We start from the raw sequence: 24,810 nt of genomic DNA, 5'->3' as shown, positions 1-24,810 counted from the left end.
GCACTTATCTTAATATAGTAATTAGACTTCTATATGTCTGATTATTATCGGAACAAATGAGACTCAGATGGACGATCAATCTTTAAAACAAGCCGCTTTGTATTACCATGAATTTCCTACACCTGGAAAAATCAGTGTGACACCGAACAAGCAGCTCGTTAACCAACGAGATCTAGCGCTTGCTTATTCCCCTGGTGTTGCAGCTCCATGTTTAGAAATCGAAAGAGACCCTTCTACCGCTGCGAAATATACAGCACGTGGTAATCTGGTCGCCGTCGTGAGTAATGGTACTGCTGTGCTTGGTTTGGGAAATATTGGTCCTCTTGCTTCTAAGCCAGTCATGGAAGGTAAAGGCGTTCTCTTTAAAAAGTTCGCTGGTGTTGACGTATTCGATATCGAAATTGATGAAAATGATCCAGACAAGATCGTTGATATTGTTGCTGCGCTAGAGCCAACATTTGGTGGTATCAACCTTGAAGATATCAAAGCGCCAGAATGTTTCTACATTGAAAAGAAACTTCGCGAACGCATGAAAATTCCTGTATTCCATGATGACCAACATGGTACAAGTATTATTGTCGGTTCAGCATTACTCAATGCTTTACAGATCGTAAATAAGAAAATTGATGAAATTAAAATTGTTGCCTCAGGCGCAGGTGCTGCTGCACTTTCTTGCCTAGATTTACTTTGCGCTTTAGGCGTAAATAAAAACAACATCGTTGTTGCTGACTCTCGCGGCCTTCTGACCACTGCGCGTGAAGGTCTGGACGAGTCTAAAAAGCGTTATGTTCAAGACATTCAAGCAAGTCAGTTGCATGAAGTCATGGCAGGCGCAGATATGTTCTTGGGTCTTTCAGCAGCAGGCATCTTAACCAAAGAAATGGTTAAGGAAATGGCTGAGAACCCGATCATTTTTGCATTGGCAAACCCTGATCCAGAAATTTTACCTGAACATGCGCATGAAGTTCGCCCAGATGTCATTATGGCAACAGGTCGTTCTGACTATCCAAACCAAGTGAACAATGCACTTTGTTTCCCTTATATCTTCCGTGGTGCGCTTGATGTTGGCGCAACAACAATTAATGAAGATATGAAAATTGCCTGTGTTCACGCGATTGCGCGTATGGCACATGTTGAAGCAGATGCTGCAACTTATGGTGAAAAATCAGCTTCATTTGGTCGTGACTACCTGATCCCTCGCCCACTTGATCAACGTTTGATTCTGGAAATTGCTCCAGCCGTTGCGAAAGCAGCAATGGATTCTGGCGTAGCAACTCGTCCGATCGAAGACTTCTCTGCATATCGTCAACGTCTTTCTGAGTTCGTTTATAACTCGGCATTCTTGATGAAACCGATCTTTGCACAGGCGAAGACTGACCCTAAACGCATTGCTTATGCTGAAGGTGAAGATCTACGCGTATTACGTGCGGTTCAAATTGCTGTTGATGAAGGCTTGGCAAAACCGATTCTTGTTGGTCGTACAGCAGTGATTGAAGAGAATATCAAGAAGCTTGGTTTACGTTTACAACATGGCGTAAACATTGAAATCGTCGATCAGGAAAAAAATCCTCAGTACGAAGAGTTCTCTAAAGAATATCACCAGATCATGCAACGTAAAGGCGTTACAGTTGAATACGCTCAACGTGAAGCACGCCGCCGTTCTACACTCATCGCAGCGATGCTGGTGAAGTTTGGTAAAGCAGATGGTATGTTATGTGGTACTTATTCAAGCTATGACATTCACTTAGATTTCGTGAAAAATATCATTGGCTTGAAAGAAGGTCGTAGCACATTCTTTACCTTGAATGCCTTGATGCTTGAAGATCGCAATTTATTTATTGCCGATACCTATGTAAACACCAACCCAACTGCTGCTCAGCTTGCTGAAATGACCATTTTAGCAGCAGAAGAAGTTCGTCGTTTTGGTATTACGCCGCGTGTTGCCCTGCTTTCGCACTCGAGTTTCGGTAGCGACCAAACCGATCCAAGCGCACAAAAAATGCGTGAAGTTTATCGTTTATTGTCTGAACAGGCACCTGAACTTGAAGTCGAAGGTGAGATGCACGGTGATGCAGCATTAGATGAAAATATTCGTCATTTTGCATTCCCGAATTCACGCTTCAAAGGTTCTGCAAATCTGTTGATTATGCCTAACCTTGATTCGGCAAACATTTCATTCAACCTGTTAAAAGCAACGTCGGGTAATAATGTGACAATTGGTCCTATTTTACTCGGTGCTGCAAAACCTGTTCATATTCTGACACCTACAGCAACGACTCGTCGTTTGGTAAATATGACTGCATTAACAGTTGCTGAAATTCAACAAAGCCAAAACTAAGTCCACCTAAGCAAAGCTTTTCCAGAAAAGCTTTGCTTAGCGCTTGAGAAAACCTCTATTCTGTAGCATGATTGTGTGAAGAATAGAGGTTTTTTCATGCAAGTTTATTTAGTAGGCGGTGCAGTTCGGGATCATTTACTCGGCCACCCCTATCACGAAAAAGATTATGTGGTGGTTGGAGCAACGCCCGAACAATTATTGGCCGAAGGTTATCAACCTGTCGGTAAAGATTTTCCTGTATTTCTACATCCAAAAACAAAAGAAGAATACGCACTAGCGCGCACCGAACGCAAATCTGGCGTGGGTTATCATGGCTTTCAGTTTTTTACCGATACCAGCGTAAAATTAGAAGATGATCTGATTCGTCGTGACCTGACCATTAATGCAATGGCAATGGACGATCATGGTCAAGTGTATGACCCTTATGGTGGTCAGCAGGACTTACAGCACAAAGTACTACGTCATGTTTCAGAGGCATTTACCGAAGATCCGTTACGTGTACTCCGCGTAGCCCGTTTTGCAGCACGTTATGCAACTTACGGCTTTACTGTTGCAGAAGAAACCTTGCAATTGATGCGGAAAATTGCCCAATCAGGTGAATTAAGCGCATTAACACCCGAGCGTGTCTGGAAAGAAACCTCTCGCGCCTTAATGGAAGACCATGCTGATGTGTATTTCCAGATCTTAAAAGACTGTGATGCCCTAGAAGTCTTATTTCCAGAAATCAATGCATTATTCGGCGTACCCCAACGTCCAGAGTATCATCCTGAAATTGACTGTGGCATTCATACGTTAATGGCACTTAAACAGGCCTGCTTAGCGAATTATGCGCTTGAAGTGCGCTTTGCAGTGCTGGTACACGACCTAGGGAAAGCACTTACTCCTGTAGAAGAATTACCACGACATATTATGCATGAAGAACGTGGTATTCCGCCCGTTACTCAAATCTGTGATCGCTTAAAAGTACCGACTGCGCTTAAAAATCTAGCTCTGATCGTATGTAAAGAGCATTTAAAATGCCATCAGGTGAAAAATCTGAAACCGGGTACTTTATGGCGTTTGTTACAGCGTTTGGATGTACTACGCCGACCAGAAAAAGTGGAAGCTTTTATACAGGCCTGTGAATGTGATGCCAAAGGTCGCTTGGGTTTGGAGCAGCGCCCTTATCCGCAAGCACAATATATGTTAGATGCCATGCAAATCGTCAGAAATATACGTGCGCAAGATTTGCCGGAACATGTCAGTGGCCCAGAAATTGGGGAAATGCTGATTCAATATCGAATAGATGCATTGGCAAAGTTCAAGGAAAAACACATTAACTGATTAATTTTTAAGTAAATAAGATCTTTTTCTCGCATTTTTTGCACACTTTGCACTGAAAAGATTATTAATCAAGCAAACGATTAATTTTATTTACTATTGTTGTTGACGCATCTGCTTTTCATGCCTAAAATGCGCATCAGATTCTCCAATAGCTCAGTCGGTAGAGCGACGGACTGTTAATCCGCAGGTCCCTGGTTCGAGCCCAGGTTGGAGAGCCAATCTACTATTCTCCCATAGCTCAGTCGGTAGAGCGACGGACTGTTAATCCGCAGGTCCCTGGTTCGAGCCCAGGTGGGAGAGCCAAGATTCTAAAAAGCCCTGATCATTGATCGGGGCTTTTTTTATGCCACGATAAAATCCAATAGCCATAAAAAAACCTCTGCTAATCAGAGGTTTTTTCTTTCGAATGCAGATTAAGCTGCAACCTTTGCGGGTACGCCACTATGAAAACGGAACGTATCATCTGGAGTTAAAATCAGATTTTTTTCCACTTCACGGATATATTCAATGCGTTGCTGAATATCTTCTTCTGGATCTTTGAGTTTCGCTGATTTTGCGACATCTAAAGCCAACGCTAAATAGTCCTCAAAATGGCGAGATTCCGATTTAAGCAAATAACGGTAGTAACGCCCCAGCTCCTCATCAACAATCGGTGCCAGCGCGTAGAAACGCTCACATGAACGTGCTTCTACAAATGCACCAATGATCATGACATCAATCAATGCTTCAGGCTCGTAAGTACGGATTTCTTTACGCAACCCACCTGCATAACGCCCTGCACTCAAACCCTTCCATTCTTGGCCGCGCTTATTCATGAATTCAAGTACCTGCTCATAATGCAGCATCTCTTCACGAACCAATTGCGCCAATTTCACTTGCAAGTCTGTAAAGAAGCTATAGCGGAACATCAAATTCATGGCTGTACTTGCTGCTTTCTTCTCACAGTTGGCATGGTCTTGCATCAAGATATCAAGGTTATTTACCGCTTCATCTAACCATGCCTGAGGTGTTGTACAACCTAAAAACGCAATGACGGGTTGCATTAACTCATCATAATTTACACTACTCATCAACTTATCTCGCAGCAGCCTGAATTGCTGCTTTCATATCTTTTACCGCTTGAGCCAGTCCAACGAATACGCTATCTGCAATAATCGAATGGCCAATATTCAGCTCATGAATTTGAGGGATCGCTGCAATCGCTGCAACATTGTCCAGATTTAAGCCATGACCTGCATTCACAACCAGACCTTTGGCAGCCGCATACTCCACGCCTTTGATAATACGTGCCAATTCTGCTTGTTGCTGCTCCTCAGTCTCTGCATCTGCATAAGCACCAGTATGAATCTCAATGGTCGGCGCACCACATGCGACAGCCGCATCAATTTGAGCTAGATCAGCATCGATAAATAACGACACATCACTGCCAATTGCGGTCAGTGCTTGTGTTGCTGCCTTCACTTTTTCAAAGTGACCTACAACATCCAGACCACCTTCAGTTGTTACTTCTTGACGACGTTCAGGGACAAAGCAAACATGTTGAGGTTGAATCTCTTTGGCAAATGCAACCATTTCATCTGTCACTGCCAACTCAAGATTCATTCGAGTTTTCAGCAAGGGACGCATACGACGTACATCATCATCCTGTATATGGCGACGATCTTCACGTAAATGCAAGGTAATCCCCTCTGCACCCGCTTGTTCACAAACCAAAGCAGCCTGAACTGGATCAGGGTAAGTTGTACCACGTGCCTGTCTTAATGTTGCAACATGATCAATGTTTACACCCAAGATTGCAGCCATAAAAAATATCCTATCGGTTTAGCCCTGAATAATTATTTTCAATACATCAGGAATATCAAGTTTGTGTACTTTGAATCCAGAGTTGACGGCTTTTGAGTGGCCGATCACCCAACAATGAGCTAATCATTTGACGGTATAGTTTACCCAATAATTGCAATTGTTCGTGAGAAAAATCCTGACCATCTTCATGGTTTTGCATAGATGCAATCAACGTACCGGAAAGTGTCGAACGTGATGCTTGCGCAACGGGCAGAAAGCCATCATTCAGCTGAAATTGATAATGTCGAAGTGGCAAGATGTCTTGTTGATTTGCATCCACTGAGAAATCGATGGCATAACCCAACTCTTGCAATAAGACATGCTCAAATTGACGCAGGATTTGTCGTAAGAATAAAGACGCTTGCTGATGTGAGGCAAGTTGCTGCAACTGCAACAAGGTCAACTGATATTGCTCAAATGTTTGCGGTAAAGCCTCTTCCAAAGGACAAAGGCGCAACACGATTTCATTTAAATAGAACCCAGCAAAAAATGCATCGCCATGGAAGAAAACAGGCTGATTCAAAATTTCCAGTTTAGTGAAATTTTTAAGCTCGGATTTGCCTGTCGCTTGCAAGCAAATAGGTTGATACTGCGGTGGAGGAATCTGTCTTAAGATTCCATCCACCCGACCATATTCTTGTGTAAATAAATGCACAATATGGCTTTTTTCACGATATTTACGATGATGAATCAAATAGCCATGCAGGACTTCATTACGCATCATGGAACGATATTAGTCCTTCTTCTTTTCATCCTTTTCTTCATCATCACCATCAGGAATAACCGCACCTACGACAGCTGCCGTTCCTTTGACTACACCTTTGGTTGTCTTATAAGCCACTTTAACAGGTACAGTTACAAGCTTATGAACACACCCTTGCAACATGAAAATACATGTCACGATTGCGAATACACGAATTGTTGTTTTCATACCTGTTTCCATTGCTTAAATATCGCTATAACCCAAGCTTTTCAAAGCACGCTCATCATCAGACCAGCCGCCTTTGACTTTCACCCAAAGCGTTAGCATGATCTTTTGTTCAAACATTTTTTCCATGTCAGCACGCGCATCCATACCGATACTTTTCAGCTTCGCACCTTTATCACCAATCACAATGGCTTTTTGGCCTTGGCGTTCAACAAAGATCGTCGCATCAATATAAGTACAAGGTGGTTTTAAACGCCCCGTTTTTTCATTTACAGTCGCTTCTTCTGTTTTAAAAGATTCAATCTGTACAGTCAAATCGTATGGCAGTTCTTCACCCAACTGACGCATGATTTTCTCACGAATAATTTCACTCGCAAGGAAGCGTTCAGAACGGTCAGTAATTTGATCCAGTGAATACAATGGCGGCTGATAAGGCAGATACTTTTCAATCGTATCACGCAGATGCTCAAGATTGGCACCACGCAATGCAGATACAGGAACAATCTCGGCAAAGTTCATTAACTTGGCACGTTCACGAATCAGTGGTAATGCTTCGTTTTTGTTCTCAAAGGTATCCAGCTTATTGATCACAAGAATCACAGGCATATCTGCATTTTTCAGTTTTTCCAAAACGAGCTCATCATTTTGAGTCCACTTCTGTGCATCAACCACAAATAAAACCAGATTCACATCACGCAATGCTGAATGAGCAGCGCGGTTCATCATTTTGTTGATCGCACGTACTTCTTTCTTGTGCATCCCAGGGGTATCAACAAATACCGCCTGTGATTTTTCACGAGAATCAATACCAACAATTTTATGACGTGTGGTTTGTGGCTTACGTGAAGTAATTGACAGTTTTTGACCCAATAAATGGTTCATTAATGTCGACTTACCTACGTTTGGGCGACCAACGATCGCAACAAAACCGCTTTTAAAATCAGAAGGAATCGTAGTTCCTTGAGAACTAAAAAATTGATCAATCAAGTTATTGCCGTCTTGCTGCTCAGCTGCTGCTTCTGGCTTATTTTCATTTGAATGGGACATCAGGTTATTGCTCCAATAATTTTAAAATCTCTGCCGCTGCCGTTTGTTCGGCAAAACGACGACTTGAGCCCTCGCCTTGAATTTTTGGCAATCCATCGACCAAACATTCCACCTTGAAATGCTGATTCGGTGCATCACCCTGAATATCTACAACCTCGTAAACTGGGAGAGGTTTTTTACGTGCTTGTAAATACTCTTGCAAACGTGATTTCGGGTCTTTCAGTTGATCTGTCGGTTCGATATGATCAAGATATGGTTCATACCATTTTAACACAATGCGTTCTAACAGGTTTAGATCATTACAGTCTAAATAAATAGCACCAATAATTGCTTCAACTGTGTCTGCCAAAATCGATTCACGGTGATGACCACCTGATTTTAGCTCGCCAGTGCTTAAAATTAATGACCGACTCAGTTGTAAATCATTTGCGATTTTTCCTAACGCTTCCTGTCGAACCAAAGTCGCACGCATTCGCGTCAAGCGGCCTTCATTTTCCAGCGGATAGGCATTGTACAAATAATTCGCAACGATCATTCCCAATAATGAATCGCCTAGAAATTCTAGGCGTTCATAATTGTGTTTATGGCTGACAGAACGATGGGTTAAGGCCAGTTTCAACAAATCAATCTGTTTAAACTGGTGACCGATTCGTCCTTGCAACCGAGTATCATTGAGCTTGTTTTGCAGATTTTTGGTCAAAAGTCTTCTCAAAGGTCATAACTAGACTAATATTTAGCATGAAAGGCTTACGGATTTCATACTTCTTTACTACGACAAGATCATCTTTATAAGTCACTTGCGCAATATCCTTAAAATGTAGATCACGGATACCGTTCATATCAAAACGTTGATCCATCTGAGAGGCGAACTTACTTGGTGTAACGTTCGCAGGGCTATCTTTTAATAAGCCTTCAATCTGACTATTAATCAGCTTGTCATCCCAGTATGCTGGCCAAATCGCAATTGCTGCTTTCACAGCAACTGCAAATAAAACCACCCCAAATAAAATTGCGATATACGAAGTCCCAAGTTGAGATTTACGCATCTTTATATTTCCTTTATGTTTTTATCAATCAATCTTACCATTTCGGTTGAAACTTGGAAGATTAAAGCCTGGCTCTTTATGCATCCATATATAAAAAGCTCGACCTGTTAAATTCGCTTCAGGTACAAAGCCCCAAAAACGACTATCCGCACTTTGGTCACGGTTATCGCCCATTGCGAAATATTGACCTTCAGGCACGGTGACTTCCCAATCCTGTCCATTGCTTTTGATAAAGACGTCATTGGCTTTAGCAACAAATGGAACCAAGGCTTCAGCACCTTTTAATTGCGCAAACTGGAATTGCTCAACCAGTGGGTTACGCCCTTCCAAATAACGGATCAAATGCTGGTGTTCACCTAATGTTTCTTTAAAATACAAAGCCGTTGGTGTGTCTTGCTGGTCTTTCACACGTGAGAATTGTGTTGCGACTTTTGCAATTTGCTGACCATTAATCGTCAACTCACCCGCTTTAAACTGGATATGATCACCCGGCAAACCCACTACACGTTTAATATAGCTAATCGTTGGTTGTGGTGGATAACGGAATACGATCACTTCACCACGTTTCGGCTCACCGACATTAACAACTTTAGTGTTCACTACAGGGAGACGTAAACCATAATCAAATTTATTCACCAGAATAAAATCACCTGTCTCCAAGGTAGGTACCATCGAGTCAGAAGGAATATTAAATGGTTCATATAAGAAAGAACGTAGAATCAGCACGACTGCCAATACTGGCCAGAAGTCATATGCCCATGTGATAAGAAAATGTTCCTGATTCCGCCCTCTATTTGCACGTTGTTTAAATACAAATTTATCAAGCAACCACACCAAAAAGAAAATCAGCGTCGCTGGTACCAGAATCAAATTAAAATCAAAATCCACAAACCCTCTCTTGCAGTCTCACTGCTCGTTTTGCAGCTGGGTAAAACAGAGGTTTCCCCAGCCTCATTTCTTTATCTATCGACTTTCAATACAGCCAAGAACGCTTCTTGTGGAATTTCAACACTTCCCACTTGCTTCATACGTTTCTTACCTTCTTTCTGCTTCGCGAGAAGTTTCTTCTTACGTGAAACGTCACCACCATAACATTTAGCCAATACGTTTTTACGCATCGCTTTTACGGTAGAGCGGGCAATGATCTGTGCACCAATCGCAGCCTGAATCGCAACATCGTACATTTGACGTGGAATGAGATCTTTCATTTTCTCAACCAATGCAATACCACGATGACGCGCATCCTGACGGTGGCAAATCATCGCCAAGGCATCAACCTTCTCGCTATTAATTAATACATCCACCTTAACCAAAGCTGAACTTTCGAAACGAACAAAGTTATAGTCGAGTGATGCAAAACCACGTGAACATGATTTTAATTTGTCAAAGAAATCCATGACCACTTCTGCCATTGGAATTTCAAAAGTAATAGAAACCTGATTCCCCAAGAATTTCATATCTTTTTGTACACCACGACGCTCGATACACAAGGTCATAACGTTACCTAAATATTCTTGTGGCACAAGGATATGACATTCTGCAATTGGTTCACGTAAGTCTTCAACTGTAGAACCATCAGGCATTTTTGATGGGCTGTCGATATAAATAATATCGCCTTTCTTGGTCAGTGCTTCATAAATTACCGTTGGAGCAGAACTAATCAGATCAAGATCGTATTCACGCTCTAAACGCTCTTGTACGATTTCCATGTGTAGCATTCCCAAGAAGCCACAACGGAAACCAAAGCCTAATGCATCTGAACTTTCAGGTTCAAAGAATAAAGCCGAATCGTTAATCTGTAGCTTTTGTAACGCTTCACGGAACGGTTCAAAGTCACTTGAATCAATCGGGAAAAGTCCAGCATATACCTGTGGTTTTACCTTTTTAAAACCAGGTAATGTTTCAACTTCAGGCGTAGATGAAAGTGTGATGGTATCACCTACAGGCGCACCAAAAATATCTTTAATACCCGCAATCACGAAGCCAACTTCACCCGCTTCGAGGATGTCAGTTTCGGTGTGTTTCGGATTAAAAACACCAACAGAAGTTACAGGATGAGTTTGACCTGTCGATTTCACCAACATCTTGTCGCCCTTACGGATACGACCTTGCTTGATACGGACGAGGGAAACAACACCTAAATAGTTGTCAAACCATGAGTCAATAATTAATGCCTGTAATGGTGCATCACGGTCACCTTCAGGTGCTGGAATGACATCCACAAGACGCTCTAGAACGCCTTCAACACCTAGACCAGTTTTTGCAGAACAAGTTGGTGCATCTGTCGCTTCAATCCCGATAATTTCTTCAATTTCGTGAATGACACGTTCAGGCTCTGCCTGAGGCAAGTCAATCTTGTTCAAGATTGGTAAAACCTCTAAGCCCTGTTCAATTGCGGTATAGCAGTTAGCAACAGACTGCGCCTCAACCCCTTGTGCAGCATCGACAACCAGCAATGCCCCTTCACAAGCGGCCAAAGAACGTGATACTTCATAAGAGAAGTCAACGTGCCCTGGGGTATCAATAAAGTTTAATTGATATTCCTGACCATTCGGATGCGTGTAATACAACGTCACCGAAGCGGCTTTAATTGTAATCCCACGCTCACGCTCAAGCTCCATAGAGTCTAATACTTGAGCTTGCATCTCACGATCTTGTAAACCACCGCACATTTGAATGAAACGGTCAGCCAGAGTTGACTTACCGTGGTCAATGTGTGCAATGATCGAGAAATTGCGTATATTTTTGATATCTACGGATTTTTTAGCTTGCGCCATGGGTTACCTTAAGAATATGTACACAACAATCTATTCAATTAAATAACTGACTATTGTTGCGAAAAATAATGTTTAAAAAGTTCGGCACAGTATAAGCACAACAATGTTAAAAATATAGTGTTAAAAGTATATGTGACTTAGACTACATCGTGATGAAGGAAGTAATCTAACAAGGATCAATCGATTTCCTGAAGCTGAACAGAACGATCCAATTAAAAAGCCAAACGCACCTTTTTGATCGTACAAAGTAGGGAATAGAGATATTAACTAGGAGAATGCCATGCTGGCTTTATTTGAATAATTTTAACCTTATACATGGCAAATTTAGTTTCAGTAGATTACAAGACATTGGACTGAGCGATAAAGACTCAAGTACAACTATTAAAACAGCGTGATTCGATTTTTTCTCCTCCTAAGAATTATCTTCATTTCACTTAGACCACTCATTTTAAAATCAATTTGGGTTGATGTAATAAAAATAAAGAACAAGAGTCGCGAGCAAAAGGCTTGCAAGTGTTAAATAACATCCTACCGTATTGAAGCTTTTTACGAATTTTAAGATATCCATATTTCATGATTTTTGAAAAAGTTGTGACTATTATCACAGATTTGCAGAAAAATGGTGAAACAACTGCCGATAAAAGCACCAATTAAGCCGACAAACTTCCAATATCCTTTTTAACAATCATTTTCCCGATAAAGCAATCAAAACAACATCTCAAAATATAGAAATGAATCCTATCGATCACCTCGAGGCTTTTCTACGCTCTGCCAATAGCAATAAGCCTTCCTCACTAGAGACTCCTCAATGACATCGCTAGATCAAACCTAATTTTTTATATTCTTGAATAGTAGATATAGAGCTTAGTGAGGCGCCAGTTTCAGACTAAAAGCAAATACTTCATCATGCACATCAATTTGATCCAAGAAAAAAGCCGCACTTTGGCAGTACGGCTCTTTAATTATCTTTTTAATTATTCAATTTTATGCCAGAACATCACGGTTAATTTAAACTCGTATTTAATTAAAAAAGCGCAAGTAATTAGACCGAGACCTATACACAGAAGTGTCATATCAAAAATAATACTTCCGATTACTAGTACAACGCCTGCAAATAAAAACAGCAAATAAAAAACAACAACCCCTAAGTTGTCATTCATCATGTTCCCCGAAACACAATATAAGAGCCTACAAATTAAACAATATACAAAAATAATACAATTACCTTGATATATTGAATTTTTCGCATAAACCAACGTATTCAAACGTTTTTTTGAGTGTCGAAGCTGTGATTATGTTAATTGGTTAACTTTTATTTTACTTATTTTGATAAATAAATCATAAAAAGCAGCCAAGCATGTACCGTCCAGCTGCCCTCCAGTCTTTAAATGTTAAAGCAACTAAGACTGTTCATATGAAATTGAAAAATCCATTGGATTTAAATCTGGCGAAATCGGCTGATAGGCTTGCGTAAAACTTGGTGACATTCGTTTTGGGCGACCTGTTTCGATTTCAATACAGGCCCATTTGGTATTTCCAACAAACAGTACACTGTGGTCTTTAGGGCGATAAAATGCATACTGGCGGAAAGAGTACAGTGCATTAATATCATCCAGCCATGTCCGCAAGATCACCTCTTCACCTTCCAGAGCTGCTTTACGATATTGCACATGATGCTCGACAGCCACCATTGCATGTTTAAGTTCAAGATATTGAGCAAGCCCCAAACCCAAAGTTTCGATATGTGCTGCTGCGACATCCTGCATCCACTGGATATACATCACATTATTAACATGGCCCAGCACATCAATATGCTCAGGCTGAACTTGTATTTTTAAATCAAAAATCGTACTCATAATCTGGCTTATTTCATCAATCAAAGTTCAGCGACATACACTAGTCTAAATACAACTGTATTTCAAAATAAAAACCACCCTAAATTAGAGTGGTTTTTATCAATCACAATCAGGTTTAAGGTAAACGCAAACCTAAAATCGCACGTTGTCCTTGACGAATAATCGTTACACGCGCAACACTATTTTTTGGTAAAGCGCCCACAGTTTTAGCGAACATCTGGCTATTGGTAATCGCTGTACCATTGACTTGTACAATCACATCGCCCGCCACCAGATTCGATAATGATGCAAGCCCACCACGCTTCACATCCTGAATCAGAATACCGCTACGAACATCTAAACGTGCTTGCTCAGCAGCAGTCAGGTCACGAATACTCATACCTAAACCGCTAGTCGGATTATTTTTCTCGGCATCAGCGGCTGTATCATCTGGTGCAGTGCCCAATGTCGCAGCAATGGTACGCGTTTTATCATCACGTAAAATTTCTAGCTGAACAGTTTGATTTGGAGCAATACGATTCAGTGCATAAAGTAGATCACCCGTACGCGAAATCGGCGCACCATTGGCTTTCAAAATGACATCACCTGATTTTAGTCCTGCTTTTTCAGCAGGTGATTTCGGTGCGACCTGAGTAATCAATGAACCTTCTGGTTTCGGCAACTTATATGCTTCTGCCAAGTTACGATCAATATCTTGCATCATGATCCCAAGATAAGAACGTGTCACTTTACCCGTCGTTTTCAACTGTTGTACGACATCCATCGCCACATCAATTGGAATCGAGAAGGACAAGCCCATATAACCGCCCGTGCCGCTAAAGATACGAGAGTTAACACCTACCACTTCGCCACGTTGGTTAAACAATGGACCACCGGAGTTACCTGGATTCAGTGCAGCATCAGTTTGAATAAATGGAACTGAAGTCTCACCACTCATATTACGAGATTTTGCACTGACAATCCCTGCTGAAGCTGAATAGTCAAAGCCAAATGGTGAACCAATTGCGAGTACAGGCTCGCCTACGCGAAGCTGATCCACATTACCAATTCTTAATTCTGGGAAATTGGTTCCATTCACTTTAAGCAAAGCAATATCAGTACGTTCATCACTACCTACAAGCGTCGCATCCAGTTCACGGCGATCATTCAGGATAATACTAATACGGGAAGCATTATCAACCACATGACGATTCGTTAATAAATAACCGTCCTTGCCAATAAAGAATGCACTGCCATAACCCGTTTTTTCCTGAGGTCCCTGCTGTTGCGGGATAATCACTTGATTACCAAAAAAACGACGCAAGATTTCAGGAACTTGTTGTTGTAATAACTCTTCCTGAGTCATTTTCTTTACAACGTTGACACTCACAACAGCAGGACTAACCTGCTCAACGAGGTTTGAAAAATCTACTGGTGAGGCAGCATTGACTTGAGCAGCTGCTATCGTAAATACAGCAGCATACATTCCTTGTTGTAAATAGCGACTTTTCATGAAGCAAGAACCTACATACTGATGATTAAAATAAATGTTATGGTCTATGTTTGTAGCATAACCCTACCATTCTTTTCGTAAAAAAATGTTTATATTTTCAATGCATACAACGAAATAGACAGATGAAATGTGAATAAATTATGGAGACAATTCCAGACATTCAAATTTCATCTAAGGTTTTATATTGAACAGCTTAACTCTAGATTAAAACAATGTACTGAAAGGTAATCGTTTTCTGATATTAGACAAAATATACAAATAATAATTGGTGAATAAATCGCATTCGCTAAAAATTCACTCAATTTCAGGCAGATTAGCCCTTGCCTTTTTGACAAAAAAGCGGTGTCATTAGCGAACGTTTAAAACTGAAGCAGATCGACGACATGCCTGATTTAAAAACAATTCACCATTTTGATGTGATTATTGTGGGCAGTGGTGGTGCAGGTTTAAGCCTCGCACTCTCTTTACCAAGTCATTATAACATTGCAATTCTAGCCAAAGCCGCGCTGACAGAAGCCAGTACCTTCTATGCTCAAGGCGGTGTTGCTGCAGTCTTAGACGAAACAGATTCTATTCAACAACACATTAATGACACTATGATTGCAGGTGGTCATCTATGTGAACTGGATGCAGTGAAGCATACGGTTGAAGGTGGTAAACCTTCGGTGGACTTCCTGCTTAAGCAAGGCGTGCAATTTACTTTAGATGATGATGAGCAATTACACCTGACTCGTGAAGGTGGTCACTCACAACGTCGTATCATTCACTCTGCCGATGCAACAGGTAAAGCCATTTCAACCACATTGGTTGAACGCGCTAAAGAACGAAAAAATATTACGATCTTTGAAAATTATATTGCGATCGATTTAATTACCCTGCACAAACTCGGTCATCATCATCAGGCCAATCGCTCGATCGGTCTATATGCTTTAGATGAAACCAACGAACAGGTTCATACTTTTCTTGCGCCATTTACAGCTTTGGCCTGCGGCGGTGCAATGAAAGCTTATCTTTACACGTCTAATCCCGATATTGCGACTGGAGATGGAATTGCCATGGCCTATCGTGCAGGTTGCCGTGTCGCCAATATGGAATTTAATCAATTCCATCCCACCTGTTTATATCATCCAAAAGCACGCTCATTCTTAATTACCGAAGCGATGCGTGGTGAAGGTGCTTATTTGCGCTTACCAGATGGCGAACGTTTTATGCTGCGTTTTGATGAACGTGCTGAACTTGCCCCTCGTGATATTGTGGCCCGTACTATCGACCATGAAATCAAACGTTTAGGTATTCGTCACGTCTGGTTAGACATTACCCATAAATCGCCAGAGTTTATTACTGAACACTTCCCGACACTGTATGCCCGTTTGCTTGAACTTGGTATTGATATCACCAAAGATATGATCCCTGTCGTCCCTGCGGCACATTATACCTGTGGCGGTGTAGTGGTCGATGAGCATAGCCAAACGGATTTAGACGGTTTATATGCGATTGGTGAGACCTCTTATACAGGCCTACACGGCGCTAACCGTATGGCGAGTAACTCATTACTAGAATGTTTCGTTTACGGTATGAGTGCAGCAGAAGATATTGAACAAAAGTTTGATGCAGACTTTAAACTGCCAGAAGTCCCTTCTTGGGATGAAACACAAGTGACAGATGCAGATGAAGATGTGGTGATTCTACAAAACTGGGATGAACTTCGTTCCACCATGTGGAACTATGTCGGTATTGTACGTACCACTAAACGTTTGCAACGAGCTCTACACCGTATTGAAATGTTGAAACGTGAAATCACTGAGTACTATCAGGATTATCGTGTCAGTAAGAACTTGATTGAATTGCGTAACCTCGTTCTGGTTTCGGAAATGATTGTACGTTGTGCGATGGAGCGTAAAGAATCACGTGGTTTGCATTACACGCTGGATTATCCTGAACTTTCAAATGAGATTCGTAAGACGGTACTCACGCCACCAAACTTTAAAGTGGAACAACCGTTGGTGAATGAGTAATATTTAATTTAGACAAATACTAAATTAATAATTGGGCTGAATTACTAGATATAAGTAATGTTGGCCCCGCTAAATCTTGATTACTTATAAGGAACTGCACACAAAAAAGTAAAGTTTTCTGTTGTCTTGTCTAATTCATATGAATAATTATATATCAATATTATTGAATTAATAGGAAATGGCAGCCTAAAGCCCTTTAAAGCTATTTCCTCTTTTATCTTATCTGAATAAGAAAAACCATCTAAAATTATCTCGAAATTACTAGTTAAATTATGGAAATCCTTTTCAATAAAATCGTCATCTACAAAATCTATTTCAAATTCTTTTGAAAAACTAGATCCTACAAACTCACCATCCCATGAATAATCATTAAATGTATAGCTATTTAACGAATCATGAGAATCTAATACTCCTCCCCAAATAGAGACATAGTCATTTTTCTGCATCACTCATCACCTAATACAACATAAACTATTTCGACATTGCAGAGCATTATAAAAAGCTTTGAAATCTTTCTCATTATTATTAAGGTGTAAATGTGCATCACCTACTGCAACGTATATCCATGTTGCTGCTTCCCACTCTTAATGATTAGAAGGCAATAAAAGCAAAGTATCCAAATATAAATCCTTTGCCTCCTCAAACTGCCCTTCTGCAACCTGCTTATCACCTTGTTTACATAAATCCATAACATGTTGATAAACACTATCAGCTAATTGTTTCATAAAAAACTAACCGAACAGAAGTAAGCCATTGATAATTTGTTAGTTCACAATAATGGAAAATAAATTGCAACAAAACAGCTCTTAGAGCTGTTTTATATAATTCAATGCCTCTTCAAACACAACATCCGCATTCTGTGTTGCATCCAACCGCTTCATCCGCTCAGGCTCTGCTTTCCACAAGGTCTCATAACCCGCACGCACTTTGGCAAAGAAACTCAACTTCTCTTGCTCAAAACGATCCAGTGCACCACGCTCTCGCGCACGGGTCATGCCCAATTCAATCGGTGCATCTAACCAAAAGGTAATATTTGGCATTTTCGCGACAAAAGTTTGATTCAAGAGTTGAAGCTTTTCCTGACTTAAACCACGTCCAGAACACTGATAAGCAAAGCTGGCATCGGTAAAACGATCGCTCAGCACAATCTTCCCTGCCGCTAATGCAGGTAAAATGACTTGCTGTAAATGCTGTGCACGGGCAGCATAAATCAACAACAGCTCAGTATCATGACTCATTTGCTCTTCATGATTCACCGCCAATAATAATGAACGAATTTGTTCAGCCAATGGTGTACCGCCCGGTTCACGGGTTAACACCACTTCTTTACCTTGCTGTTCAAAGTACTGATGAATTTTACGAATCAGCGTGGTCTTCCCTACACCTTCCGTCCCTTCAAAACTAATAAACATTATTCGCCCTGCTTTTTCTTTGAACGTAGCACAGTTAAATATTCTTGCACTGCGCGATTATGGTCTTCTAAAGACGCGGTAAATTTATGCCCACCATTACCTGTGGCAACGAAATAGATATTTTTAGCATCATCAGGATGCATCGCTGCTTCAATTGCTTTCTTACTTGGCAAAGCAATTGGTGTTGGAGGTAAACCATTAATGGTATAGGTGTTATACGCAGTCGGCGTACGTAAATCATTACGGGTGATATTGCCTTTATAATTGTCACCCATGCCGTAAATGACAGTTGGGTCGGTTTGCAAACGCATCCCCATTTTCAAACGACGCACAAATACACCTGAAACCTGTTCTAACTCGCTATCTAAGCTGGTTTCTTTCTCGATAATCGAAGCCATGATCAAAGCTTCATATTTATCTTTATAGGGTAAATTCGGTGCTTTTTTTGCCCAAGCGTCATCCAGTGATTTCATTTGACGGCGATATAAATCAGTTAAGATTTTTTTATCCGTTTCGCCTTTGGCAAAGAAATAAGTATCAGGCGCAAACAAACCTTCTGGATGCGTATACGGAATATCTAATTGTTTTAATAATTCAGATTGAGGAAGGTCTAACAGTGTATTGGTGACATTCGAGTCTTTTCTTAAACTCTGGATCAACTGAGAAAAAGTCGTGCCTTCAATCACCAAAATACGATTCATCTGTGCATTGTCTGCATCAGACAACATATCCATAACTTGACGGATACTCATGCCTTGCGAAATTTCATAGACACCTGCTTTCATAGTGTCGTGAATCATAAACTTCTGATAAAGCTTTAGAACAATTGGAAAATTCACGTTATTTTCTTTGGCTAAACGATCAATAAATCGTGAATACGTATCGCCAGAAGAAATCACTAAAAGTTGCTTCTTACCTTCTACAGGATAATTTTTAAATAAACTTGACCATACAATGCCAAAGATCGCCAATACAAAGATAACAATGGCGATCAAAAAGGCTTTAAAAAAAGAAAATCTGGATTTCGGTTTAGCTTTAGGCTTTTTCTTACTTTTGCTGGAACTAGGCGGCTTTGGCATATTAATCAATCTGGCTAAGTTTTAAAGTTTCAAATAAATCAAGATAAGGTTGTTGCTCTAAACAACGGTCATGAAATCGAATCACCGCTTTCATCGGGTGCAAAGCATTGCAGAAAAATAAACTCTGAATACGTCCAATTTCATTCATATCAATACAACGCTGCTCACAAGGAACATGATACTGCTGCATTCGTGACAAAATTTTGGCGCGCATCACACCGTGGACGCCATTATAGCGAAGTTCTGGCGTAATCCACCGATCATTTATACGAATAAAACAATTACTGCTCACCCCTTCAACAATAGCGCCCTGTACATCACTGACCAGTGCTTCCAGCCAGCCTTGTTGATCTGCCTCTTGCTTGAGTAATACCTGTTCCAATCTGTTTAATGTTTTTAATCCAACCAGATGCGGCATGTTCAATCCCAACGCATGATTTAACATACCACTTTCAATCCATTCAGGTTGAAAAGCATGTGTCACTCTTGGGTAATACCAGACGTAGATGTCAGCAGCATGCAACGGCAGACTATAACCTCGATCACCTTCACCGCGGCTAATCACCACTTTTAAAGTGCCATTGAGATTTGAATGTTGCTGCTGTAAATGCACAAAGGACTTTTCAATCAAGGATAAATCTGCATCCAGACTTAAGCTTGTACAGGCCAGTTTTAAACGTGCAAAGTGCAGTTCTTTTAGCTCAAAATTTCCATGAAAAATACGTGCAGTGGTAAAACAGCCATCACCGTAATGAAAAGCCCGGTCTAATAAAGGAATGGAGTCAATCAACTGTCCATTTTTATAACACTGCATGATCTAGGCACCTATCCACTCTATACAAGACCTTCTATGACAAGAAATAAGCCATTGATTTTAAATGAGTATAACAATTAAAAGCCGGAATTAAAAATTTCTTATTTATCAATAATTCAGCAAAGCTTATCTCTTTTATCTATTTCTATTTTTTTCATAACAAATTCGATTTTAATTATTTTTTTTGCAAAAAAACTGGCGTTATGCTGCGTACATATTCCAAACAGTGATTTAGATTTTAAGGGGTTTTCCATGCGTTTTTCTCAAGTTAAAGTCGGCGTAATTGCCGCATTACTATCAGTTTCTTCATTCGCGGCACAAGAATTTTTAAACGTTTCTTATGACCCAACTCGTGAACTCTATACAGATTTCAATAAACAATTCGGTACATTCTGGAAACAACGTACAGGTCAAGACATCGACTTTAAACAATCACACGGCGGCTCAGGTAAACAAGCCCGTGCCGTGATTGATGGCTTGAATGCAGACGTGGTCACACTTGCACTTGCAGCAGATATTGATGAAATTGCTCAAAATGCAAAATTACTTCCAGCGGATTGGCAAAAGAAATTACCGAACAACTCTACGCCGTATACCTCAACCATTGTATTCCTTGTTCGTAAAGGTAACCCAAAGCAAATCAAAGATTGGGGTGACTTGATTAAACCAGGTGTAGAAATCATTACACCAAACCCGAAAACTTCAGGTGGTGCACGTTGGAATTACTTAGGTGCATGGGCTTGGGCTAAACATCAAAAAGGTGGTAACGATGCCAAAGCACAAGAGTTTGTCCGTCAAATTTACAAGCAAACCAAAGTTCTTGACTCTGGTGCCCGTGGTGCAACCACAACCTTTGCTGAACGCGGTATTGGTGACGTATTACTGGCTTGGGAAAATGAAGCTTATCTTGCTGTACGTGAACAACCAGGCAAATTCGAAATCATCACCCCTTCTCTGTCAATTCTTGCAGAACCACCAGTAGCAGTTGTAGAAAAAAATGCTGAGAAAAAAGGTAACTTACAAATTGCTCGTGGTTACTTGAACTATCTATATTCACCAGCAGGTCAAGAGATTGCTGCACGTAATTTCTATCGCCCACGTAATGCAGCGGTATTAAAGAAATATAGCAATGTATTCAAACCACTCAAACTTGTGACAATTGATCAAGAGTTTGGCGGCTGGACCAAAGTACAAAAGACTCACTTTGATAACGGCGGTGTGTTTGACCAAATCGTCAAACTCAACAACTCAGGGAAATAATTTACTCAGCGGGTAAATAGGGAGAGCGGACATGATTCATACTGTAATTGTTCCAGGTGTAGGTGGTAGCGAAGCGCAGCATTGGCAGTCTTGGTTACAACAGCAACTCGTGTCTAGCTCTCGCGTTCAACAGAAGCATTGGGATCGTCCTGTGCTCAGTGAATGGGTTGCCCAATTTGTTAAAACGGTTGTTGCAGCCCCAGCACCTGTACAAATCGTTGCACATAGCTTTGGTTGCTTAACCAGTGTCGCTGCGCTCGCGGAACACCCTGAACTCCGAGCTAAAGTGAAAAATCTGGTCTTGGTTGCCCCTGCGAATCCAGCACGATTTGGTGAAGCTGGCTTTGCTCGCCATAGTTTGACGGACTATAAACAGTACTTTCACCAACTTAAAATTGACGTACCAACCACGTTATTGATCAGCGAAAATGATCCTTGGTTAGGTTATGTCGACGCCTTACAACTGGCACAAGCTTGGAAATTGACACCCATCAATTTAGGTCCAGTCGGTCATATTAATGTTGCTTCCGGATTTGGCCCTTTCCCAGAGATTCTGAACTACTTGCTGCCTGAAAAAAAGACGCAGCTCGTCGCCCGAATGAGTCAGGCAAATTTTAATCTGAAATTTGCCTAACACCGCCCCCGTATTTTTAGTATTCGCATTATTTATTTGCTTTTTTAGCAAACATTTCTCTTTGAGGAAACATCATGTCGCAGCGTTCCCGAGTGCTGCCTGGGTTTGGTCTCTCATTAGGCTTCACCCTCGCTTACGTGTCTTTGATTGTGCTTATTCCTTTATCTGCTGTCTTTATCAAATCTTTAGGGATTGGATGGGATGGTTTATGGGAAATCTTAACTTCTGAACGAATTCTAAAGTCCTTACAACTGAGCTTTAGTGCTGCTTTGATTGCTGCTTTGGTCAATGTGGTATTCGGCTTATTGCTGGCATGGTGTCTGGTTCGCTACACCTTTCCAGGTAAAAGAATCGTTGATGCATTGGTTGATTTACCCTTCGCGCTACCCACTGCGGTTGCAGGTATCGCATTAACCTCCTTATATGCACCAACAGGTTGGATCGGACAATATTTGACTCCGCTTGGAATTGAAGTGGCTTATACCCCGATTGGTATCACACTGGCGCTCATCTTTATTGGTTTACCTTTCGTGGTTCGTACCGTACAACCCGTATTAAGCGATATTGAAACTGAACTCGAAGAAGCGGCGTCTGCCTTAGGTGCCAATCGTTGGCAGACCATTACCAAAATCATTTTACCGATTTTATTCCCCGCTTTACTGACAGGTTTTGCTTTAGCATTTGCACGCGGTGTTGGTGAATATGGTTCGGTGATTTTCATTGCAGGTAACCAACCTTATAAAACAGAAATCGCACCGTTGATGATTATCTCTCGCTTAGAGGAATACGATTACGCAGGTGCAACGACCATCGCTGTGGTTATGCTTATCCTCTCTTTCGGCATTTTATTTTTAATTAACTTGGTGCAAGCATGGGCTAGCCGTCGTACAGGGAGAGTTGCACAATGAGCTTAAATACCAATAGCAACGCTTTAGCCCTAAAACTGCAAAGCAGAGATGCAACCCGTGAACCCACTTGGGTCCGTTATAGCTTGATTGGTATTGCACTGATCTTTTTCCTCAGTTGTTTGATCTTGCCTCTGATTTTGGTTTTTGTTGAAGCATTTAAACAAGGTTTGACCGTTTATATCAATGCATTAACCGATTCAGATACCTTATCGGCAGTAAAATTAACGCTACTTACAGCAGCGATTGCCGTGCCCATTAACGTGGTGTTTGGTGTTGCAGCAGCATGGGCAGTTGCAAAATTCCAGTTCCGAGGTAAAGCCATCTTAACCACGATTATTGATATGCCTTTCTCGGTATCACCAGTAATCGCAGGTTTAATGTTAGTGCTGATTTTTGGTACACAAGGCTGGATGGGCAGTTGGTTAATGGACCATGACATCAAAATCTTGTATGCCGTACCTGCGATTGTATTAGCCACCATTTTTATTACTGTTCCCTTTGTAGCACGTGAGTTAATTCCTTTAATGGAAGCACAAGGGACTGAGGAAGAAGAAGCTGCCATTGTACTCGGTGCTTCAGGCTGGCAAACCTTCTGGAGAGTCACTTTACCCAATATCAAATGGGGTCTGATTTACGGCGTGATTCTGTGTAATGCCCGTGCAATGGGTGAGTTCGGTGCGGTATCCGTGGTTTCTGGTCATATTCGCGGTCAAACCAATACCTTACCGTTACACGTCGAGATTCTTTATAACGAATATACCTTTAGTGCTGCATTTGCTGTGTCTTCATTACTGGCATTTTTAGCGATCATCACTTTGATCTTGAAAACGTGGCTCGAAGTCCGCCAAGAACAAGCAAATAAACATCAGTCCAATCACTAAGGAATAAACACATGAGTATTCAAGTTAAAAATATTGAAAAACACTTTGGTGCATTCCATGCGCTAAAAAATATCTCTTTAGATTTTCCTGAAGGTGAATTGGTTGCGCTACTTGGTCCCTCAGGCTGCGGAAAAACAACCTTATTACGCATCATTGCAGGATTGGAATCCGCAGATGGTGGTCAGGTTTTACTTGAAGGTGAAGACGCAACGGACATCCACGTGCGTGAACGTCAGGTTGGTTTTGTATTCCAGCACTATGCCCTGTTCCGCCACATGACTGTTTTCGACAATATTGCCTTTGGCTTACGTGTTCGCCCACGTGCAACACGTCCTTCTGAAGCTGAAATCAAAAAACGTGTTACACGCTTACTTGATCTGGTGCAACTTGGTTTCTTGGCAGATCGTTACCCTGCTCAGCTTTCTGGTGGTCAACGCCAACGTATTGCATTAGCCCGTGCGCTAGCTGTTGAACCACGTGTTTTATTACTGGATGAACCATTTGGTGCGCTTGATGCGAAAGTCCGTAAGGAATTACGCCGTTGGTTACGTACCTTACATGATGAACTGCATATCACGTCGATCTTTGTGACCCACGATCAGGAAGAAGCTTTAGAAGTTGCAGATCAAATCATTGTTATGAACAAAGGTGATGTTGAACAAATCGGTTCTCCACGTGAAGTGTATGAAAAACCAGCAACACCTTTTGTTTTTGATTTCCTTGGTCAAGCAAATCGTTTTGAAGCTGAGCATACTGGCGGTATTATCCGTATCGGTGATGATCGTATTCAGCTACCAAGTCTATTAGACGCACCACAAGGCAAAGTGATTGCATTTGCACGACCAAATGAATTACATATTCACACCCAACCTCAAGCCAATACCATTGAGGCGACGTTCTTACGTGAAGTGTGGATTGCTGGCCGAGTTGTGGCTGAATTACAAGATCGTAGTGGACGAACGATCGAAATTTTATTAAGTGTAGAAGAAGCGAACTTACATCAATTCAAACCAAATCAAACCGTTTGGATCAGTGCGGCCCAACTTCATTTATTTGCAGATCAATCAACGCAAGTTGCTTAGAATAATATCTTGAGGGCGGCTAAAATATCCTTGTGAAAATTTAGCCGATGCTCACTTTTTATGTGGAAAAACGATT

The 24,810-nt window shown here is 41.2% G+C and carries 24 protein-coding genes and 2 tRNA genes; 10 read left to right on the top strand and 16 right to left on the bottom strand.

The genetic code is table 11. The annotated features are described in order from the left end of the window. Positions 1-67 precede the first annotated feature (67 nt). The 4 genes from IEV36_RS12080 to IEV36_RS12065 all read left to right on the top strand — a co-directional run bounded on the left by IEV36_RS12080 (position 68) and on the right by IEV36_RS12065 (position 3,964). Positions 68-2,338: an NADP-dependent malic enzyme gene (locus IEV36_RS12080; protein WP_004771523.1), complete on the top strand. Its 2,271-nt coding sequence runs from the start codon at positions 68-70 to the stop codon at positions 2,336-2,338. Positions 2,339-2,434: 96 nt separating this feature from the next. Beyond that, the gene (locus IEV36_RS12075) at positions 2,435-3,661 is read left to right on the top strand and encodes a multifunctional CCA addition/repair protein (RefSeq protein WP_005256829.1); all 1,227 of its coding nucleotides are present in this window, start codon (positions 2,435-2,437) and stop codon (positions 3,659-3,661) included. A 142-nt stretch (positions 3,662-3,803) separates the two neighbouring features. Next, positions 3,804-3,879: transfer RNA gene (locus IEV36_RS12070), tRNA-Asn, on the top strand. Positions 3,880-3,888: 9 nt separating this feature from the next. Further along, positions 3,889-3,964, top strand: a tRNA-Asn gene (locus IEV36_RS12065). A 110-nt stretch (positions 3,965-4,074) separates the two neighbouring features. On the opposite strand, the gene IEV36_RS12060 is transcribed toward IEV36_RS12065, so the two are convergent. From IEV36_RS12060 to IEV36_RS12010, 11 genes are all read right to left on the bottom strand, one after another. Beyond that, complete coding sequence (locus IEV36_RS12060; protein WP_005256828.1) at positions 4,075-4,731, bottom strand: MiaE family protein; 657 nt, start codon at positions 4,729-4,731, stop codon at positions 4,075-4,077. Positions 4,732-4,735: 4 nt separating this feature from the next. Then, on the bottom strand, positions 4,736-5,464 hold the full coding sequence (gene pdxJ / locus IEV36_RS12055) for a pyridoxine 5'-phosphate synthase (protein WP_005256827.1): 729 nt from the start codon (positions 5,462-5,464) through the stop codon (positions 4,736-4,738). 55 nt (positions 5,465-5,519) lie between these two features. Then, the gene (gene recO / locus IEV36_RS12050) at positions 5,520-6,227 is read right to left on the bottom strand and encodes a DNA repair protein RecO (protein WP_005256826.1); all 708 of its coding nucleotides are present in this window, start codon (positions 6,225-6,227) and stop codon (positions 5,520-5,522) included. A gap of 9 nt (positions 6,228-6,236) precedes the next feature. Then, positions 6,237-6,434: an NF038104 family lipoprotein gene (locus tag IEV36_RS12045; RefSeq protein ID WP_004771515.1), complete on the bottom strand. Its 198-nt coding sequence runs from the start codon at positions 6,432-6,434 to the stop codon at positions 6,237-6,239. Between the two features lie 15 nt (positions 6,435-6,449). Beyond that, the gene (era, locus tag IEV36_RS12040; protein ID WP_004771513.1) at positions 6,450-7,478 is read right to left on the bottom strand and encodes a GTPase Era; all 1,029 of its coding nucleotides are present in this window, start codon (positions 7,476-7,478) and stop codon (positions 6,450-6,452) included. A 4-nt stretch (positions 7,479-7,482) separates the two neighbouring features. Further along, the gene (gene rnc / locus IEV36_RS12035) at positions 7,483-8,178 is read right to left on the bottom strand and encodes a ribonuclease III (protein ID WP_004771512.1); all 696 of its coding nucleotides are present in this window, start codon (positions 8,176-8,178) and stop codon (positions 7,483-7,485) included. After that, a complete protein-coding gene (locus IEV36_RS12030) occupies positions 8,147-8,524 on the bottom strand; it encodes a DUF4845 domain-containing protein (RefSeq protein ID WP_004771511.1) in 378 nt (125 codons plus the stop codon). Before IEV36_RS12030 ends, rnc begins: the two co-directional genes overlap by 32 nt. 24 nt (positions 8,525-8,548) lie before the next feature. Further along, the gene (lepB, locus tag IEV36_RS12025) at positions 8,549-9,412 is read right to left on the bottom strand and encodes a signal peptidase I (RefSeq protein ID WP_005256825.1); all 864 of its coding nucleotides are present in this window, start codon (positions 9,410-9,412) and stop codon (positions 8,549-8,551) included. 71 nt (positions 9,413-9,483) lie between these two features. Next, positions 9,484-11,301 (bottom strand): translation elongation factor 4, encoded by a 1,818-nt coding sequence (gene lepA, locus IEV36_RS12020; protein ID WP_005229528.1) that lies wholly within the window; start codon positions 11,299-11,301, stop codon positions 9,484-9,486. A gap of 1,400 nt (positions 11,302-12,701) precedes the next feature. Continuing rightward, positions 12,702-13,157 carry an acyl-CoA thioesterase gene (locus tag IEV36_RS12015; protein WP_005256823.1) on the bottom strand — a complete coding sequence of 152 codons (456 nt, stop codon included), beginning with the start codon at positions 13,155-13,157 and terminating at the stop codon, positions 12,702-12,704. A 115-nt stretch (positions 13,158-13,272) separates the two neighbouring features. Then, entirely contained in the window at positions 13,273-14,649 is a 1,377-nt protein-coding gene (locus IEV36_RS12010) for a Do family serine endopeptidase (RefSeq protein WP_004771503.1), read from the bottom strand. Positions 14,650-15,032: 383 nt separating this feature from the next. On the opposite strand from IEV36_RS12010, the gene nadB reads away from it, so the two are divergent. Next, entirely contained in the window at positions 15,033-16,664 is a 1,632-nt protein-coding gene (gene nadB, locus IEV36_RS12005; RefSeq protein ID WP_005256822.1) for an L-aspartate oxidase, read from the top strand. An 80-nt stretch (positions 16,665-16,744) separates the two neighbouring features. On the opposite strand, the gene IEV36_RS12000 is transcribed toward nadB, so the two are convergent. The 5 genes from IEV36_RS12000 to pabC form a co-directional block, all read right to left on the bottom strand. Further along, positions 16,745-17,110: an immunity 22 family protein gene (locus IEV36_RS12000; RefSeq protein WP_005256821.1), complete on the bottom strand. Its 366-nt coding sequence runs from the start codon at positions 17,108-17,110 to the stop codon at positions 16,745-16,747. 138 nt (positions 17,111-17,248) lie between these two features. Further along, positions 17,249-17,389 carry a hypothetical protein gene (locus IEV36_RS11995; RefSeq protein ID WP_005256820.1) on the bottom strand — a complete coding sequence of 47 codons (141 nt, stop codon included), beginning with the start codon at positions 17,387-17,389 and terminating at the stop codon, positions 17,249-17,251. An 81-nt stretch (positions 17,390-17,470) separates the two neighbouring features. Continuing rightward, entirely contained in the window at positions 17,471-18,076 is a 606-nt protein-coding gene (gene tmk / locus IEV36_RS11990) for a dTMP kinase (RefSeq protein ID WP_005256819.1), read from the bottom strand. Next, the gene (gene mltG, locus IEV36_RS11985) at positions 18,076-19,155 is read right to left on the bottom strand and encodes an endolytic transglycosylase MltG (protein WP_005256817.1); all 1,080 of its coding nucleotides are present in this window, start codon (positions 19,153-19,155) and stop codon (positions 18,076-18,078) included. Before mltG ends, tmk begins: the two co-directional genes overlap by 1 nt. A 1-nt stretch (position 19,156) precedes the next feature. Beyond that, complete coding sequence (gene pabC / locus IEV36_RS11980; RefSeq protein ID WP_005256816.1) at positions 19,157-19,969, bottom strand: aminodeoxychorismate lyase; 813 nt, start codon at positions 19,967-19,969, stop codon at positions 19,157-19,159. Positions 19,970-20,221: 252 nt separating this feature from the next. Between pabC and IEV36_RS11975 the strand changes: the two genes are divergently transcribed. The 5 genes from IEV36_RS11975 to IEV36_RS11955 all read left to right on the top strand — a co-directional run bounded on the left by IEV36_RS11975 (position 20,222) and on the right by IEV36_RS11955 (position 24,734). Then, complete coding sequence (locus IEV36_RS11975) at positions 20,222-21,229, top strand: sulfate ABC transporter substrate-binding protein (protein ID WP_004771494.1); 1,008 nt, start codon at positions 20,222-20,224, stop codon at positions 21,227-21,229. 31 nt (positions 21,230-21,260) lie between these two features. Then, positions 21,261-21,863 carry an RBBP9/YdeN family alpha/beta hydrolase gene (locus tag IEV36_RS11970; RefSeq protein WP_005256815.1) on the top strand — a complete coding sequence of 201 codons (603 nt, stop codon included), beginning with the start codon at positions 21,261-21,263 and terminating at the stop codon, positions 21,861-21,863. A 74-nt stretch (positions 21,864-21,937) separates the two neighbouring features. Continuing rightward, a complete protein-coding gene (cysT, locus tag IEV36_RS11965; RefSeq protein ID WP_005256814.1) occupies positions 21,938-22,771 on the top strand; it encodes a sulfate ABC transporter permease subunit CysT in 834 nt (277 codons plus the stop codon). Further along, complete coding sequence (gene cysW / locus IEV36_RS11960; protein ID WP_005256813.1) at positions 22,768-23,652, top strand: sulfate ABC transporter permease subunit CysW; 885 nt, start codon at positions 22,768-22,770, stop codon at positions 23,650-23,652. Before cysT ends, cysW begins: the two co-directional genes overlap by 4 nt. An 11-nt stretch (positions 23,653-23,663) precedes the next feature. Then, entirely contained in the window at positions 23,664-24,734 is a 1,071-nt protein-coding gene (locus tag IEV36_RS11955) for a sulfate/molybdate ABC transporter ATP-binding protein (RefSeq protein ID WP_005256810.1), read from the top strand. Positions 24,735-24,810 lie beyond the last annotated feature (76 nt).

Origin of the sequence: Acinetobacter vivianii (genome assembly GCF_014635885.1) — a bacterium.
GTDB classification, from domain to species: domain Bacteria; phylum Pseudomonadota; class Gammaproteobacteria; order Pseudomonadales; family Moraxellaceae; genus Acinetobacter; species Acinetobacter vivianii.
The sequence above is the reverse complement of the archived record's forward strand: the minus strand, read 5'-3'. Positions and strand labels throughout refer to the sequence as shown.